Consider the following 16,520-nt stretch of genomic DNA (forward strand, 5'->3'; position numbering starts at 1 on the left):
AAACCAGTACCATGTGAGAAAAGCTGCCAGAATGACTGCTTGCTCGGTGGCTCGCTGTCATTCTGGCGGTTATTGGCTCAGATGTATTGATTAATGATGTTCTCGAAGTATTCCTGCCGGCCACTGTGTGGTACGTGTTTGATGTTGTGCCGTGCAATGCGGTCCAGGTCTTCAAGGCTGAGCTCACCGGCTTCAAAAGCTTTGCCCTCACTGTGGTCAAAGGAGGAGTAGCGGTCCTTTCGCAACTGACGGTAGTGGGACTCCCGCAGGATTCGGTCCGCAGCAATGAGGGCACGGGCAAATACGTCCATTCCTCCGATATGGGCATGGAAAAGGTCAGCTAAATCCGTACTGTTGCGGCGCGTCTTGGCGTCGAAATTGATACCGCCGCCCTGTAAGCCCCCGGCTTCCAGAATGACGAGCAGGGCTTCGGTGACTTCGTAGATATTGACCGGGAACTGATCGGTATCCCAGCCATTCTGATAATCGCCCCGATTGGCATCAATACTGCCGAGCAGCCCGGCATCGGCGGCCACCTGCAGTTCGTGTTGGAAAGTGTGCAGGGCGAGGGTGGCGTGGTTGACCTCCACGTTGATTTTGAAGTCGTCTGCCAACCCGTTAGCCCGCAGGAAGCCGGTGACGGTGGCGGCATCGAAATCATATTGGTGTTTGGTGGGCTCCATCGGTTTGGGCTCTATGAAGAAGTTGCCTTCGAAGCCTTGCTTTCGGGCATAGTCTTTGGCCGTGTGCAGGAAGGCGGCCATGTGCTCCAGTTCCCGCTTCATATTGGTGTTCAGCAGGGAGAAGTAACCTTCCCGGCCACCCCAGAAGACGTAGTTCTCGCCCCCCAGTTTGATGGTGGCATCCAGGGCCATTTTGACTTGTGCGCCGGCGTGAGCTACTACGGCGAAGTCAGGGTTGGTCGCTGCACCGTTCATGTACCGGGGGTGAGAAAATAAATTGGCGCTACCCCAAAGCAAACCTACCCCGCAGGCGTCCATTTTTGCTTTCGCGTAATCGGTAATGGCATCCAGCCGCTTTTCGAATTCCACGAGGCTGTCCCCTTCGTCAATCAGGTCTACATCGTGGAAACAAAAGAAAGGGATGTTCATTTTGGTGATAAACTCGAAAGCAGCATCCATTTTATCTTTGGCGCGCAGCAGGGGGTCGGCCGCTTCATCCCAGGGGAACTGTTTAGTGCCCGGTCCGAACGGGTCGCTTCCAGTATTGCAGAAGCTGTGCCAGTAGGCTACCGCAAACCGGAAGTGCTCCCTCATGGTTTTTCCGGCAACTAGACGGTCTTCATCGTAGTATTTGAAAGCCAGAGGGTTATCTGATTCCGGCCCTTCGTAGGCAATCTGAGGAATGCCTTTGAAGTATTCTTTTTGTCCTTTGATCACTTTCATGGTGTAATGGTTTTTTGTAAAGCCTTTTCCCAGGTGCTGTAGGCCGCCTGATAGGCATCATTATCGGAAGATTGAGGCAGGTATTGCCCCACTTTTTTCAGGTTGTGATGGATATCGCTAAGGTTCTCCCAGTGCCCGGCACCTACGGCTGCTGCCTGTGCAGCGCCAATAGCTCCGGTGGTTTCCATCACCTCAATGGTGCAACCGCTGAGGCTGGCAACTGTATGGCTAAAGATGGCTGACTGAAAGAGGTTGTCATTCCCTACACGGATTACCTCCATTTGCAGCCCCATATCCCTCAGGATTTGCATGCCGTAAATGAAGGAAAAGGCGATCCCTTCCAGCCCGGCCCGCAGCAGGTGGGCTTGGCTATGCCTGTTAAAATCGAGCCCCAGCATCTGAGCGCCCACCTGCCGGTCATTGAGGATACGCTCTGCTCCATTACCAAAGGGGAGAGCGGTCAGCCCGTCTGCGCCAATCGGGGCTTTTGCTGCTTCTGCCTCCAGGGTTTCATAAGGTGTTCCGGGGGCCAGCATTTTGCGGAGCCAACTGTACTGTATGCCGGTGCCGTTGATGCACATGAGTACCCCGATATGCGGCGCTTCCGGCCGGTAGTTGACATGCGCGAAGCCGTTGACCCGGCTCTGTGGGTCGAATAGCGGTTGGTCCGTTACGGCATAGACCACCCCGGATGTGCCGCCAGTGGCAGCAACTTCTCCAGGCTTGAGCACCCCCAGGGAAAGGGCATTATTGGGTTGGTCACCTGCCCGGTAGGCGATGGGCGTGCCGGGGGCCAGCCCCAGCTCCTTTGCAGCCACTTCGCTCAGCTCGCTTTGCACCCCGATGGTGGGGACGAGTTCAGGCAGCAGGGCCGCATCAATTTCGTAAGCCTTCAGTACATCACGGGCTACCTGCCTTTCGGCAAAATCCCACAGAATACCTTCGGATAACCCAGTGATGGTGGTCTGAATGCCACCACTCATACGCATGGCAATGTAATCGCCGGGCAACATCATTTTCCGTACCCTGGAGTAGCATTCCGGCTCCTGCTGCTGCACCCATCTGAGCTTGGATGCGGTAAAATTACCAGGGCTGTTGAGCAGGTGCTTCAGGGCGCGTTCCTGCCCGATGGCTTCCAGGCCGGCCTGCCCGGTCGCTACCGCCCGGCTGTCACACCAAATGATGGATGGCCGGACCACCTGATGCTGTTCATCAACGAGCACCAGGCCGTGCATCTGATAGGCAATGCCAATACTGCCGATTTCCGGTCCGCTGACGCCGGTTTGTTCCAGCAGCCGCTGCGTAGCCTTTTGAATGCAAGCCCACCAAAACTCCGGGTCTTGTTCCGCCCAGCCGGGCTGCGGCGCCTGAATCGGCATCTCCTGCTCCGGGTAGGCACTCCGGCCTACGGCTGAGCCATTCGACAGGCGGATCAGAGCGGCCTTTACGGAGGAACTGCCCAGGTCATAGCCAATACTGTAGTGCGGTTGGTTCATGGGTTATTGCTTTTGTTGGTTGAGCCACTCGTTCTGCCGGTCATAGTGGATATTGTCTGCCGGGGCGCTCACCTTTAATACCGGTGGAAGGGTTCCCAGGGAAGTCTGGAAATTTTCCATCGCCTGAAGCAGCTCCGCTACTTTTTCCGGATGCTTCGGCAAGAGGTTGTTTTTTTCGCTTCTGTCCGTTTTGAGATTGAAAAGCAGCGTGTCGTGAGCAGGTACGCCAGCACGCCAGGGCTTAAATTCATTACCGGGATAGGGCATTTTTATTTTCCAGTCTCCCTTTCGGAAGGCCCGGAGTTCACCATTATAGTAATAAGCCAGGGTGCGTTCACCAAGCGGCTTTTTCTTCAAAAGGTGTGCAGATATATCCTGCCCGTCTATCGGGCGGTCGTCAGGAAGCGTACCGCCCGCCAGTGTGACCAGGGTAGGGAAGAGGTCAATCGTACTAACCAGCTCCTCGCTTTCCATTGGGGCAACCTGCCCTTTCCACTGTATGATGCCCGGTACGCGCATGCCGCCTTCGAAGGTGAATTGTTTGCCCTCCCGAAGCGGTCCGGCGGAGCCTCCGTTGGGGCCAAAGGCAAGCCACGGACCATTGTCGCTGGTGAAAATGACGATGGTTTCTTCATCCAGCCCTTCCTCCTTTAGTTTGTTCAGGATTTGCCCCACGCTCCAGTCGATTTCCTCAACCACATCACCGTACAAGCCCCGGGGGCTCTTCCCTTCGAAGTCTTCAGAGGCATACAGAGGTACATGCGGCATAGAGTGGGCCACGTACAGGAAAAAGGGCGATCCTGCCTTCCGGTCAATGAAGTCCAGTGCCTTTTCAGTGTAGGTACGTGTCGTATAACGCTGATCCACTTCGTCTTCCACTACTTCATTGCTATCGAGGTAGACTACAGCCTCCATATCATTGCTGTACGGAATGCCAAAGTATTCGTCAAATCCTTGCTGTAACGGTAGGTAGCGGTGGTGATGCCCGAGGTGCCATTTGCCTACGCAGCTTGTAGCGTAGCCCTGCTCTTTTAGGGCCTCTGCCAAGGTGATTTCCTCCGGTGCCATGCCGGTCCAGCTTTCCGGGAAGAACACCGACTGTATACCCATGCGGATGGGGTGTCGTCCGGTGAGCAGGCCCGCCCGGGAAGGGCTGCAGACTGGAGAGATAGAGTAAAACTCCGTAAAGCGGGCCCCTTTCGCGGCCATTTGGTCCAGGTTCGGTGTCCGGATGACTGTATTACCGTAGCAGCCCAGGTCGCCGTAGCCCAGGTCATCGGTGAAAATTAAAACCACATTGGGCTTTTCCGGTGGGGTTTCGCCGGTAAAAGCGGAGAAGGACAGTAATGCCCCAACCGTCACCAGGAAGCAAAGAACTGTCGAGCGTGAATTTGGCATAGGCGTAAATTTGAAAAGCCTTAATTTAAAGAAATGCGGGCAGTGGCCGGGTATGTCCGCTTAGTTTTTTTCGGCTATTAGCAAAACGGCATCAGCAGGTATCCAGCCGGGCTTGCCATGGGTTTGTACCCTGACTTTTACGGTGTCGCCTGCGCTAAAGTCGCGGTAGGGCAGTTCCAGCCATTCCCGGTCGCGCTCGCTCAGGCTGAAGGTTTCCCTTGCTTTTTTCTCCCCATAAGTGGTTTGGATGTGGATGCTGTCCGCCCAGGGGGCAGGCTTCATCGGTTGCGGGATGTAGTAGGCGACTTTGTAGCGCCCGCTCCGTTCCACCGGCAGTATAAATTCAGCGGAGGCCCCTGTTACCTCATTATTCGTAATCAGGGCATATTTTTTGTAACGGCCGCCCAGGTTATGCTGCTCCCAATCCCCGGTAATTGCGGCCCGCCCTTCATCTTCATTATCGGAAAGGATATCGGGCAGGGTGCCGTCCAGGAAAGGGTCTTCTTCAAGCTTTTTTTGCAGTTTTGGAATGTCGATTTCCTGTACGCTGCTTCGCTGATCGATAGCCATTGATGCGGCCACAGCTGCTGTTTGACCCAGTACCATAAAGACCGGCTCCATACGGATAGAACCGTAGGCAATATGGGAAGCAGACAGGCAAACCGGGACCAACAGATTGGTGCACTCTTCCTGTTTGGGGGTTAGAGCATGGTAGGCAATGGGGTAGGGCGGGAAGCCTCCCACCTGCACATCTCCTTCATTGCGTACCATGGCTTTGCCATTCTCATAAACCACTACGCGCTGACAATTGTGGGAATCCATATTGTAGGCGGCCATGCCAATCGCACCCGGTGCAATGCTGTCTCCCCGGCAGTGGTGCTCGGTCATCACATATTCGCTAATCATACGGCGGGCTTCCCGGATATAAAGCTTGTAGGGGAAGTAGTTGTTGTCAGTGAATTCATCTTTGGCCCAGCCCCAGGCACTCATTTCCGACCGAATTTCAGGAGTTATGCCTGGATCGTTGCTGAGGAAGTACAACAGCCCCCGGATGTAAGCCTCATGTTCCGATTCGATGACCGTCCGTTGCTCGTAGCTGCCCTCCGGATAATCGTAATTCGCGCCGATCATATCTGTGGAAAAGGGGCCTTTATTATTGACATCCGTTTTTCCATTCGGCATGTGCACAATGCGCAGGTAGAACCAGCCTAGCTTTTGTTGCCAGCCGATGCCATCCCTGGCCTGTATGAGGCGCCTTAATAATTCATACTTTGTAGAGTCGTAATCAGCAGGGCGCTCGAAGGGCACCTGATTGGTCGTGTCCTGTGTCAGGCATAGCCGGTAGTTGTACGCTTGTATTTTTTTATCGCCCGAGCCTTGTTCTGCTACCGCTTCGGGGCTGATGCCCCAACATAGCCCGCTTGTAGAATCGCCTTCGATGCGGTAAGGATCCACAAAGATGGTTTCCTTGCTGTTGGGCGGGAATTGGTTGTCATCCAGTAGTTGGACGCCGTTAAGGGTCTCACCATAAAGGCTGTTGGGCTCCCGGCCGGTGGTGTGGGAAACGCCGGCCATAGCCAGTAGGTCCCCTACGTAGGTGGCATCGATAAACTGACGCGCTTTCACGGTCCGCGTTGGAAAATCTGTTTTACCGGCGTCTTCCACGGTAATTTCCTGGATTTCGGTACCTTTTTTACTCAGTTTAGTCAAGCGGTGTTCATACCAGACTTCCACATTTACCTCCCGGATATAATCCTGGAAAACTTTTTCTGCTTTGTGTGGCTCAAACGTCCAGGCTTCCATCCGGTCATATTCGTCCCCTAAACGGCGGTAGAAATCCCGGCTCAGCCCGGTTACGGCATACTTGTTGCCAATGTCTGTGGCGCCCAGCCCGCCGGAACTTAGCCCGCCTAAATGGCGGTCCGGAGCAATTAACAGAACACTTTTGCCCATTTTGGCCGCTGCATAGGCTGCTATGACACCCGCCGAAGAACCACCGTATACGCAGATGTCATAATCATAGGCATTGGTATTTGCGGGCTCTTCGCAGCCAACAAAAAGAGCAAGGGAAAGTAAAAGGAGAAAAGCGTATCTTTTTGGCATATCATCTATCGTTTTTGGCGAACGGAAGGCATCTGAGCATCCACTTCTGTCCGCCAGTTTTTAAGTTGGGTATAAAGCTGATCTTTGATTTCCGGGAGTGAGTCTGCCAAATTGTGGGATTCGCCCGGATCGTGCCCCAGATCATACAATTCAAGCGCTCCTGCCTGTTCGAGTAGTGCCTTTTGGTGCCACTCGACCAGCTTGTAGCGGCCACTTCGGACCGCACTTGCCGGGCGCATGCCGGAGCCCCGATGATAGTGGGGGTAGTGCCAGAAAAGTGGCCGGGATTCCAGGCTATCAGTCGCCCCTCTTAGCAAAGGAAGCAGGTTTTGTCCGTCCAGTTCCAGGTGGTCAACCGGGGCTTGGGCTATCGCCGCCAGAGTAGGATACAGATCCATTGAAGTCATCAGCTCATCAGTAGTATGGCCTTCAGCAATCTTGCCAGGCCAGCGCAAAATGAGCGGCACGCGGATGCCCCCTTCGTACAGCCAGCCTTTGCCCGCCCGGAAAGGGGCCTGATCGGCATACGTGGACTTGCCACCGTTGTCAGAGTAGAAAATCACCAGCGTCTCTTCCTCCAGCCTCAGGTCATCAAGGGTGCGGAGGACTTTCCCTACGCCATCATCCAGGCGCTCGGTCATTGCTGCGATTACGGGATCTACGCCATGCCTTTCCTGCGTACTATCTCTGGCAAAGCGCTGCACCCGCTCTGCACTTTCCATGATTGGGTCATGAATGGCGTTATGGCTGAGGTAGAGGAAAAAGGTGCTGTCGCGGTTGCGCTGCAGAAATTCCATTGCCCGGGTGGTAATGGTGTCTACATTATGCGGATCGGCTTCGGCATCGGTCTCTGCCCCCGGCTTGTAGGTGATCAGTTGCTCGTCGAAGCCCTGTTGCAAGGGATTGTGGCTTGTACTCACCGGAGGACGCTTGTCTTTGCTTAAGTGCCATTTACCAAAGTGAGCGGTGCGGTAGCCCGATTGGCGGAGGGTTTCGGCAAGGGTCTGCACCTCCAGCGGGAGGAACTTCTGCCAGTCCGGCTGCTCCAGCAGGCTGTCCGGGAAAGCCTCTCCCTTCAGGAAGTCCGTCAGGTGCAGCCGTGCCGGGTATTGCCCGCTCATAATGGCTGCCCGGGTAGGGGAACAGACCGCCGCTGCCGCATACGCTTGTGTGAAACGCATACCCTCGGCAGCCAGCTGATTGATATTTGGGGTACGGTAAGCGGCTCCACCGTAACAGCCTAATTGGCTCCAGCCCAGGTCATCAGCCAGGATGAAGACGATGTTGGGTGGCTTCGATTGGTCGGCAGGGGACTGACACCCCGTAATTGTAAAAAGGGCAAGACACCCTATCCAAATCCAATGTATTTGCATCAGTAACCCATTTTTTCCAGTTCACGGCGGTGCACCACGTCCACCTGATTGGCCCATTTACGATAATCGGCTTGGAGTTCCTCCACCTTTTCCGGATATCGGCTGCTCAAATCATTTTGCTCAGTCCGGTCCTCGGGGATGTGGTACAACGCCCACTGATCGTCCGGGTAAGCAGAGACTAGTTTCCAGGGGCCTTTTCTTACGGCACGGTTGCCGCGGTGTTCCCAGAAGAGCGTTTCGTGTCCTTCCCGGTTTTCTCCCCGCAGCAGGTTCACAAAGCTTTTGCCTTGTAATGGGGTCAGGGCATTGCCCCTCAGGCTGTCCGGATAAGGCACCTGCGCCAGCTCCAGGCAGGTGGGCACGATGTCCATTATATGAACCACCTGCGTGTCGATGCCGGGCTCCGGAATGAGCTTTGGGTAATGGGCAATGAGTGGCGAGGAGATCCCGCCTTCGTGCACCCAGTGCTTGTACATCCGGAAGGGCGTATTGCTGACGTTGGCCCATGCGCGGCCCAGCGATTCATAGGAACCAGGGCCGCCGACCGGGCCTTTGAGCTTGCTATAGCTGCCCCAGAGCCCGGTTTCCTCGTGGCTGCCGCCGTTATCTGACAGGAAGAGGATGAGCGTATTGTCCAGTGCACCCTTTTCTTCCAGTTTGGCGATGATTTGCCCTACGCCCTCATCCAGGATTTCGAGCTGAGCGGCATAAATGGCCATTTTGAGGTCGAGGCTGTCCTTTTGGGCATCCGATAGGGCAGACCAGTCAGGCACTTGTTCATCCGGTGGGCTTAGTTCGAGGTGTTGAGGCAAAATGCCCTTTTCCTGCATTACCTTCAACCGGTTTTGCCGGTGGGCTCCCAGGCCAAGCTTGAACTGGCCAATGTATTTTTCATAAGCAGAGCGGGGCGCCTGAAGCGGGAAGTGCGGGGCAATATGTGCCAGGTAAAGGAAAAACGGAGCCTCCTTAGCTAAGGCCTGATCCACAAAGCGCACAGCGTATTCGTTGAAGGCATGGGTGGTATAGTAGGAGCTGTCCGGCTCAAGGATGCTGTCATTGAGCACGACGTGCCGCTTTTTGTGGAAAGGGTAGAAATACACGCCTCCACCCTCCGGGATGCCGTAGAACTGGTCGAAACCCCGCTTGTTAGGCCAATTTTCCGGTGCGCTGCCCAGGTGCCACTTGCCAGACATAAACGTTTGGTAACCGGCGGGTTGCAGTAGTTCAGCTAAGGTAGCACATTGGTCATTCAACCGGCCCCTGTACGCCGGCAGCTGAAAATCGCTGGTCATTTCGCCCACGCCTGCCTGATGCTGATACAGTCCGGTCAGCAGTGCCGCCCGGCTGGGGCAGCAACGGGAAGTATTGTAAAACTGTGAAAACATAATCCCGTCTTCCGCCAGCCGGTCCAGGTTGGGTGTACGGATGCGGGATCCAAACCATCCCAGATCGGAATACCCCATGTCATCGGCCATGATGAGCAGGATGTTCGGGCGGTCGTTTACCTCCGTTTCCTTTGAATTTTGTGCGCAACCCATCAGCAACCAAAGGCTTAATAGGATGAGGGTGAACCGGTACAACTGCATGAACTTACTTTTTCAGGTTTAGGGTCAGGCTGACCGGGGCAGGTATGCCAAGCGCTTTTGAACGCGCTGTAGGTACTGCACCACTAGCATAGAGCTGTACCGGGCCCTCAGGCAAATAGGCTTTACCCGATTCATCGTAAAGCTGCAGGTCACTGGCTTTCACCTCAAATTGTACGGTCTTGGTTTGTCCGGGCGCGAGGTAGACTCTTTTCACACCTTTGAGGTCAAACAGCGGGGCGGCGTCACCGGCTTCCGGCCAGCTGGCATAGAGCTGCACGACTTCTTCGGCACCGGTTTGCCCGGTGTTACTTACGGTAGCAGAAATGGTGGTGCGTTCTCCACTGCTCAGATTTGTGGAGCCAGCAGAGATGGACTCGTATTCAAAGGTCGTATAGCTCAGCCCATAGCCGAATGGGTACAGGGGTTCTGCTTTCATATAGCGGTAGGTACGCCCGGCCATACCGTAGTCTTCGTAGGGTGGGAGTTGGTCCAGCGATTTGGGGAAAGTGATAGGCAATCGCCCTGAGGGAGAGGCCTCTCCAAAGATCAAATCTGCCACAGCTGAGCCGCCTTCCTCACCCGGGTACCACACCCAAAGTATGGCATCCACGAGGTCTTCGACTTCCGCCAGAGAGACAGGGCTGCCACCAGTTACTACCAGGATGATTGGGGTATCTCCCCGGCTGCGGAGGGTTTTCAAGAACTCAATTTGATTAGCAGGGAGCCCCAGCTCAGTCCGGTCGCCTTTGTGGGCGGAGGCAATGGATTCCCCTTCTTCCCCTTCGATCAAGCCGGAAATGCCCATGACGGCTACCACGGCATCAAGGCTCATGGCGCTGCCGGTGACCCAGTCTACGGGGTTGGCGTTATCCTGATAGGGGCGGACCCCGTATTTATAAAATACCTTGGTGCCTATACCGATTTTATTGGTGATGCCTTCCAGTACGGTTACGGCATTACTGGTCACGCCGTAGTAATTCGCCAGCAGTATGTCTGTGCTTGCTGCGTGTGGGCCAACTACAGCGATGCTCTCCAGGTTGCGGGAAAGCGGCAGAATTCCGTCGTTTTTTAGCAGGACCATGGACTGACGCGCGGCCTCACGGGAAAGCGCACGGTGCTCGGGGCTGTTGACGACTTCCGGGGAAATCTCATCAAAAGGGTTGCTGCCCGCCGGATCGAAAAGGCCGAGCCTGAACCGGGTGCGCCAGAGGGTTTTGAGGGTTTGGTCCACCAGGTCTTCGGTAACGAGCCCCCGCTCGACGGCTTGTTGCAGCCCTTTGGCATAGGTGCCGCCGCAGTTGACATCAACACCAGCTTCCAGGGCGAGCGCAGCCGATTCCACGACGTCTTTGGTAATGTTATGCCCACTGTGGAAGTCGGTCAGGGCACCGCAGTCAGATACCATGTGCCCTTTGAACCCCCACTCCTCCCGCAGAATTTCCTGAATCAGTTCGGGGCTGCCACAGCAGGGCTCGCCGTACACGCGGTTGTAGGCACACATGACGGCTTCCACTTTGGCTTCTTCCACCAGGCTTTGAAAGGCTGGCAGGTAGGTCTCCCGGAAATCTCTGCGGGAAGGTATGGCATCAAAAGAGTGGCGCAGTGCCTCCGGTCCGGAATGAACAGCGTAGTGCTTGGCACAGGCGGCCGTTTTGAGGTACTGCGGGTTGTTGCCCTGCAAGCCTCGTACGAAAGCACTACCGAGCAGGCCCGACAGATAAGGGTCCTCGCCGTAGGTTTCCTGCCCCCGGCCCCAGCGGGGGTCCCTGAAAATATTGATGTTGGGCGACCAAAAGGTGAGGCCGGCGTATTGGGCCCGAATGCCGCGCTGTAGAGCGGCGTTGTATTTGGCCCGTGCTTCATCAGAAATCGCATCCGCTACCTGATAAATCAGGTCTTCGTTGAAAGTCGCCGCCATGCCAATAGCTTGGGGGAAGACTGTGGCTTTCCCGTTGCGGGCAACACCATGCAGGGCTTCATTCCACCAATTGTAGGCGGGGATGCTCAGACGCGGGATCGCCGGTGCATCGTGCTGAAGCTGCAACACCTTTTCTTCCAGGGTGAGCCTGCCGACCGCATCGTCCAGGCGTTCTTTTATATCAAGGTCGGGATTGAGAAAGGGGTAGTTCTGCGCCAGTATGGGCATTTGGAGCAGTATCGTCAGTGTAGCCGTAAGGAGCAGGTATTTTTTCATGGTGCTAAAGTGGATTGGGTAGGGTAATCGTATTCGCTGAACCAGCAGCGCCTTTAAGGTAAAGAATGATTTGATCATCTTTAACTTCGATGCCATCAATATCGGTAGAATTTGGAGCCGGCAGCATAAAGCCAGCGAAGGATTTCTCCAACGTTTCCCCGGCATCGATGTATTCAAAAGAGAGTTGGCCCCGGAATCGGGTGTCTTGCATAATCAGCTGTTCGTAGGGTGCCCCGATGCCGGTGGTGCCGAATTCCAGGCCTTTGGCGGCAGGTTTCCCATCAGCGTAGTGGTTCCAGATGTTGATCCAGGGGTACTCAGACAGGCGCCAGATGTAGCCCAGGATCAGCCCCTGTTCGGGCTGCAGGGCAGCGACCCAGCCGTAGGTGGCGGTGTCTGGAAAAAGATGGGTGGTGACGTAATTTTCTTCCTCATCCGTCCGGCGCATATCAATAACCCTGCCGGTGGTGTCGGCAACGCCCTGCGGCCACTCATAGACCAGGCGGTGGGGGTCAGGCAGGGTAAATTTTTGGTTGAACCCGTGGGTGGCATTGGTGTGCACGGTCATGGCCGGAGACAGGAAAGGCGGGCCCAGGGTGATATGTTGAACTACATTGGTCGGACGGCTTAACGAAAAGGTATTGGTGAAACTTTCGCTCACCCTGAATACAGGCGCATTGGGCAGAAGGGAGACGGAACGTGCGACGACCATACCATCCAGAGGGGCTCCGGCGCTCATTTCAACCGCTGTTTCGGTTTGCTGACTGATGGACCAAAGGCTATTAGCAGGCTCTCCGTTATGCGGTATACCAGCAGCCATTTCACCTTCGGAAGGCTGCCCCCAACGGCCCAGACAAAGAAAGTGCCCCTGAAATGGAGCCCCGGATTTATTGTTTTCAGGCATTTGTTCGGCGGTGACGCCCCAGGTCAGTGGGTTGACCGGTTGTTCACTATGGACAATTTGGGTGAACGCCCCACCGTAGGCATCAATGGTAACCTGAAGCTGATCGTTGCTCAGTGTGATTGGCGTGCCCCCTGCTACCGGCTCTTCCTTTGCCTCTTCAGTACCTGGATTGCCGCAGCCCAGGGTAAGCATTGCCAGGCTGATGCCCAAAAGCCATTTTTTCATTTTTTTTGGTATTGTTGGTCTCTGTTTTGATGTGTGCAGCCAAACCTTTTTGTAACCCCGAAAAGCGCCTTCCGCTACGGGGATTTATATTGAGCCCCGGAAGATAGGTTACAACCTTATTATACTATACTCCCCCAACTAAGATTACCATATACTGCGCCTATGAATCTGCTTAGACTACTATTGTTTTTCGCTATTTTTTCCTGCCTACAACCGGTTGGGCTTTTCGGTCAGCTTATCCTGCCTGCTTTCTTCTCGGACGGAATGGTGTTGCAACGGGACACCGATATCAGAATATGGGGCAAGGCTGCACCCGGTAGTACCATTATTGTAAAGTGGCAGGGGAAGGCCTCAGAGATAAAAGCCGGCCGGTCCGGGCAGTGGACATTCGAGGACGCACCCCTGAGTGCCGGCGGGCCGCATACTTTACAGGTAAGCAATAGGAAAGAAACCATCACTGTTGAGGATATTTTGATTGGAGATGTGTGGATTTGTTCGGGGCAGTCCAATATGGAATGGCCGGTCAGCCGTTCGAACAACGCTGAGGCAGAAATAGAAGGATCTAATTATCCCGAGGTTCGCCTTTTCGACCTTCCCCGGCAACGGTCCTTTACCCCGCTGGAGTTTTTCAAGGAAAAAGCCACCTGGAAAAAAGCAGTAGGGGAGCATGTCGCTACTTTTTCTGCAGTCGCTTTCTTTTTCGGGCGTGAGATTCATTACGAGGAAGGGGTGCCAATCGGGTTGATAAGCACAAACTGGGGCGGAACAAATGTAGAAACCTGGACCAGCGGCCCAGGCCTTAAAGCGTTTCCTGATATATACTCCAGGGTGCAGTATATGAAAAACCAGCCGCGGACGATTGAAGAACTGGAGGAAGAACAAAAAACAGCGCTCAGGCAGTGGGAGGAGGCGTACTTCGAAAAATACAATCAGGGAGAAGACAATCGCTGGCCATCCGCTGGGTTGGATGATGCGGAATGGGATGAAATTGATCTTCCAAGGGACCTGCAAACCGTTGGATTAGGGGATTTTGACGGCGTGATTTGGTTCCGAAAGACCTTCACCATGCCGGAAGCATTAAGAGGAAAAGACTTGTTTTTGCGGCTGGGCTACATTGATGACTTTGATGAGGTTTGGATCAACGAGCGATCAATAGGCCGGACCAGCGATGTTAAATCATGGAGGTCTTACCCCGTATCTGCCAGTTTGTTTAATGAATTAGGGACGAATACGATTGCTGTAAAAATACTGCATAAAAGTGGGCATGGAGGATTGGTAGAAGAACGCAAAGATAAGTTTGGCCTGTCCCAAAGTCGTTATGAGGTTCTGGAAAGTGATTTGAGCCTGACTGTTGACTGGAAATACAAGGCTGCGGAAGAATTAGACACAGTCATTCCTGACCCTCCGGCTGGAGTAGCTCCCATAAAGCCGAATGACTACCCTTCTATGCTTTACAATGCCATGATCCATCCCTTTATCAGGCTACCCATTAAAGGCGCAATTTGGTATCAGGGCGAATCCAATGCCAGCCGGGCTTATGAATACCGGAAATTGTTCCCGAACATGATCACCGACTGGCGCAAACAATGGGGTCAGGAATTCCCTTTCTTCTGGGTACAACTGGCGAATTTCCGGGCACCAAAAGACAAGCCCGGAGACAGTGAATGGGCGGAACTAAGGGAAGCTCAAAGTTTAGCCTTAAAGCTTCCAAACTCAGGAATGGCCACGGCAATCGATATAGGCGAAGCGGATGATATCCATCCACGAAATAAACAAGAGGTTGGGCACCGGCTGGCCCTGGCGGCTTTAAAAGTGGCTTATGGCAGAGCTGTAACACATACCGGGCCCGTTTTTGAGTCTGCTGTATTCGGCGGGAAGGAAGTTACGCTCTCCTTCTCCGGCATCGGTTCCGGATTAACAGTAATGGATAAGGAGGGTATTCTTAAAGGGTTCTCCATTGCAGGAGCTGACAAGGTGTTTCATTGGGCACAGGCCAGGATTGCCGGCGATAAGGTCATTGTGCACTGCCCGGATGTTGAAGAACCCGTGGCCGTAAGATACGCATGGGCCGATAATCCGCACAATGCAAATTTGTATAATCAGGAAGGCCTGCCTGCCCTACCATTTCGGACCGACGATTGGCCGGGTATTACCATAGACAAAACTTTTAAACCACAATAAGACCATGAGTACTCATTTTAGATCCTACTATGCGACCAACCCCAGAGATTTTAAGGCATACGATACCCAACGGCTCAGGGAGGACTTTTTGCTTACCCCAATCATGGAGGATGGTACCGTGCAGCTCAATTATCTGCACTACGACCGGTTTATTGCCGGCGGCGCGGTCCCAACAGGCAAGCCGCTAAAGCTTGAAACCATTGATCCGCTGAAGGCCGACTATTTCCTGGAGCGCCGGGAGCTGGGCATCATCAATATTGGCGGTACAGGCACCGTCTCGGTGGATGGCACGGATTATGAACTGGGATACCGGGAAGCCCTCTACGTGGGGCGTGGTAATAAAGAAGTGGTTTTCAAAAGCAGTGATGCTGCAAAACCTGCGCATTTTTACCTGAATTCTACCCCGGCACACCATGCTTACCCCACTAAGAAAATCACGGAAGCGGATGCCGAAGTAGTGGAGCTGGGCTCTCTGGAAACCGCCAACCACCGGGTCATCCGCAAGCTGATCGTCAATAGCGTGGTGGAAGTATGCCAATTGCAGATGGGCATGACGCAGCTGAAAACCGGTAGTGTCTGGAATACCATGCCGGCCCATACTCATGATCGCCGCATGGAAGTGTATCTGTACTTTGAGCTGCCCGAAGATCAGGCTGCCTGCCACTTCCTCGGTGAACCCACAGAAACCCGCCATCTTTGGCTGCAGAACGAAGAAGCGGCCATCTCCCCGCCCTGGTCTATCCATGCCGGTTCAGGCACTACCAACTACACTTTTATCTGGGGTATGGCCGGTGAAAACCTAGACTACGGCGACATGGACAAATGCGCAATTACAGATTTGAAATAAAGATACATGAACCAATTATTTGATTTGACAGGAAAGGTTGCTCTGATTACCGGTGGCACCCACGGGCTCGGCATGGCGATGGCTATGGGGCTCGGTCAGGCCGGCGCTACATTGGTGATCAACGGGCATTCTTCTCAGGAAAAGATTGACAAAGCCCTGGAAGCCTACCGGGCAGAGGGCATCACAGCGCACGGCTACCTGTTTGATGTGACGCAGGAGGCGGCGGTAATGGATAGCGTTGCCAAAATCGAATCGGAAGTAGGCCCTATCGATATTCTCGTCAATAACGCCGGGATCATCAAACGCATCCCGCTCGTTGAGATGAGCGTAGAGGAATGGGATCAGGTCATTCGTACCGATCTGACAGGCGTGTTTATCATGTCGAAGCACGTCGTGAAAGGCATGATGGAGCGCGGTTCGGGCAAGATCATCAACATCTGCTCCATGATGAGCGAGCTCGGGCGTAGCACCGTGGGAGCCTACGCGGCAGCCAAGGGCGGCTTGAAAATGCTTACGCAAAATATGGCAACCGAATGGGCAAAGCACAATATTCAGGTGAATGGCATCGGGCCGGGCTACTTTGCGACGAGCCAAACGGCGCCCATCCGGGTAGACGGGCATCCATTCAATGATTTTATCATTCAGCGTACGCCTGCCGGGCGATGGGGCGATCCGGAAGACCTGGCCGGCACTGCCGTTTTCCTCGCAGCCCCGGCCAGCGATTTTATCAACGGTCAGGTGATTTACGTAGATGGCGGCATTTTGGCGACCATCGGCCGGCCCGCTAACGAGGCTTAGACTAAGCTT

11 protein-coding genes are annotated in these 16,520 nt (G+C 54.3%); 3 read left to right on the forward strand and 8 right to left on the reverse strand.

Going from position 1 to position 16,520, the window contains the following annotated elements; all coding sequences use genetic code 11:
* Positions 1–77: 77 nt before the first annotated feature.
* The 8 genes from xylA to RIC19_RS20930 are packed head-to-tail and all read right to left on the reverse strand — an operon-like array spanning position 78 to position 12,685.
* Positions 78–1,406 (reverse strand): xylose isomerase, encoded by a 1,329-nt coding sequence (gene xylA / locus RIC19_RS20895; RefSeq protein ID WP_350180312.1) that lies wholly within the window; start codon positions 1,404–1,406, stop codon positions 78–80.
* On the reverse strand, positions 1,403–2,902 hold the full coding sequence (locus RIC19_RS20900; protein WP_350180313.1) for a xylulokinase: 1,500 nt from the start codon (positions 2,900–2,902) through the stop codon (positions 1,403–1,405). Before RIC19_RS20900 ends, xylA begins: the two co-directional genes overlap by 4 nt.
* Positions 2,903–2,905: 3 nt before the next feature.
* Positions 2,906–4,300 carry a sulfatase family protein gene (locus RIC19_RS20905; protein ID WP_350180314.1) on the reverse strand — a complete coding sequence of 465 codons (1,395 nt, stop codon included), beginning with the start codon at positions 4,298–4,300 and terminating at the stop codon, positions 2,906–2,908.
* Positions 4,301–4,360: 60 nt separating this feature from the next.
* On the reverse strand, positions 4,361–6,403 hold the full coding sequence (locus tag RIC19_RS20910; protein WP_350180315.1) for an FAD-dependent oxidoreductase: 2,043 nt from the start codon (positions 6,401–6,403) through the stop codon (positions 4,361–4,363).
* Positions 6,404–6,408: 5 nt separating this feature from the next.
* The gene (locus RIC19_RS20915; RefSeq protein WP_350180316.1) at positions 6,409–7,776 is read right to left on the reverse strand and encodes a sulfatase; all 1,368 of its coding nucleotides are present in this window, start codon (positions 7,774–7,776) and stop codon (positions 6,409–6,411) included.
* Positions 7,776–9,362 (reverse strand): arylsulfatase, encoded by a 1,587-nt coding sequence (locus RIC19_RS20920; protein WP_350180317.1) that lies wholly within the window; start codon positions 9,360–9,362, stop codon positions 7,776–7,778. The genes RIC19_RS20915 and RIC19_RS20920 overlap by 1 nt, the downstream gene beginning before the upstream one ends.
* Positions 9,363–9,366: 4 nt before the next feature.
* Entirely contained in the window at positions 9,367–11,556 is a 2,190-nt protein-coding gene (locus tag RIC19_RS20925; RefSeq protein ID WP_350180318.1) for a glycoside hydrolase family 3 C-terminal domain-containing protein, read from the reverse strand.
* A 4-nt stretch (positions 11,557–11,560) separates the two neighbouring features.
* Positions 11,561–12,685 carry a hypothetical protein gene (locus tag RIC19_RS20930; RefSeq protein WP_350180319.1) on the reverse strand — a complete coding sequence of 375 codons (1,125 nt, stop codon included), beginning with the start codon at positions 12,683–12,685 and terminating at the stop codon, positions 11,561–11,563.
* A gap of 162 nt (positions 12,686–12,847) precedes the next feature.
* Here RIC19_RS20930 and RIC19_RS20935 point away from each other — a divergent pair, with 162 nt between their 5' ends.
* From RIC19_RS20935 to RIC19_RS20945, 3 genes are read left to right on the forward strand one after another with little or no spacing between them, the layout of a single operon-like run.
* Positions 12,848–14,866 carry a sialate O-acetylesterase gene (locus RIC19_RS20935; RefSeq protein WP_350180320.1) on the forward strand — a complete coding sequence of 673 codons (2,019 nt, stop codon included), beginning with the start codon at positions 12,848–12,850 and terminating at the stop codon, positions 14,864–14,866.
* Between the two features lie 4 nt (positions 14,867–14,870).
* Positions 14,871–15,713: a 5-dehydro-4-deoxy-D-glucuronate isomerase gene (gene kduI / locus RIC19_RS20940; protein ID WP_350180321.1), complete on the forward strand. Its 843-nt coding sequence runs from the start codon at positions 14,871–14,873 to the stop codon at positions 15,711–15,713.
* Between the two features lie 6 nt (positions 15,714–15,719).
* Positions 15,720–16,511, forward strand: a complete 792-nt coding sequence (locus tag RIC19_RS20945) for a gluconate 5-dehydrogenase (RefSeq protein WP_350180322.1) — start codon at positions 15,720–15,722, stop codon at positions 16,509–16,511.
* The last annotated feature ends 9 nt before the right edge of the window (positions 16,512–16,520 follow it).

The sequence above is a fragment of the Phaeodactylibacter sp. genome, from assembly GCF_040219495.1.
Taxonomy (GTDB): Bacteria; Bacteroidota; Bacteroidia; order Chitinophagales; family Saprospiraceae; genus Phaeodactylibacter.

Coding starts and splice junctions, on each gene's coding strand:
- RIC19_RS20910 (WP_350180315.1), bottom strand. CDS start 6,403: ATGCCAAAAAGATACGCTTTTCTCCTTTTACTTTCCCTTGCTCTTTTT.
- RIC19_RS20915 (WP_350180316.1), bottom strand. CDS start 7,776: ATGCAAATACATTGGATTTGGATAGGGTGTCTTGCCCTTTTTACAATT.
- RIC19_RS20900 (WP_350180313.1), bottom strand. CDS start 2,902: ATGAACCAACCGCACTACAGTATTGGCTATGACCTGGGCAGTTCCTCC.
- RIC19_RS20905 (WP_350180314.1), bottom strand. CDS start 4,300: ATGCCAAATTCACGCTCGACAGTTCTTTGCTTCCTGGTGACGGTTGGG.
- RIC19_RS20920 (WP_350180317.1), bottom strand. CDS start 9,362: ATGCAGTTGTACCGGTTCACCCTCATCCTATTAAGCCTTTGGTTGCTG.
- kduI (WP_350180321.1), top strand. CDS start 14,871: ATGAGTACTCATTTTAGATCCTACTATGCGACCAACCCCAGAGATTTT.
- xylA (WP_350180312.1), bottom strand. CDS start 1,406: ATGAAAGTGATCAAAGGACAAAAAGAATACTTCAAAGGCATTCCTCAG.
- RIC19_RS20925 (WP_350180318.1), bottom strand. CDS start 11,556: ATGAAAAAATACCTGCTCCTTACGGCTACACTGACGATACTGCTCCAA.
- RIC19_RS20930 (WP_350180319.1), bottom strand. CDS start 12,685: ATGAAAAAATGGCTTTTGGGCATCAGCCTGGCAATGCTTACCCTGGGC.
- RIC19_RS20945 (WP_350180322.1), top strand. CDS start 15,720: ATGAACCAATTATTTGATTTGACAGGAAAGGTTGCTCTGATTACCGGT.
- RIC19_RS20935 (WP_350180320.1), top strand. CDS start 12,848: ATGAATCTGCTTAGACTACTATTGTTTTTCGCTATTTTTTCCTGCCTA.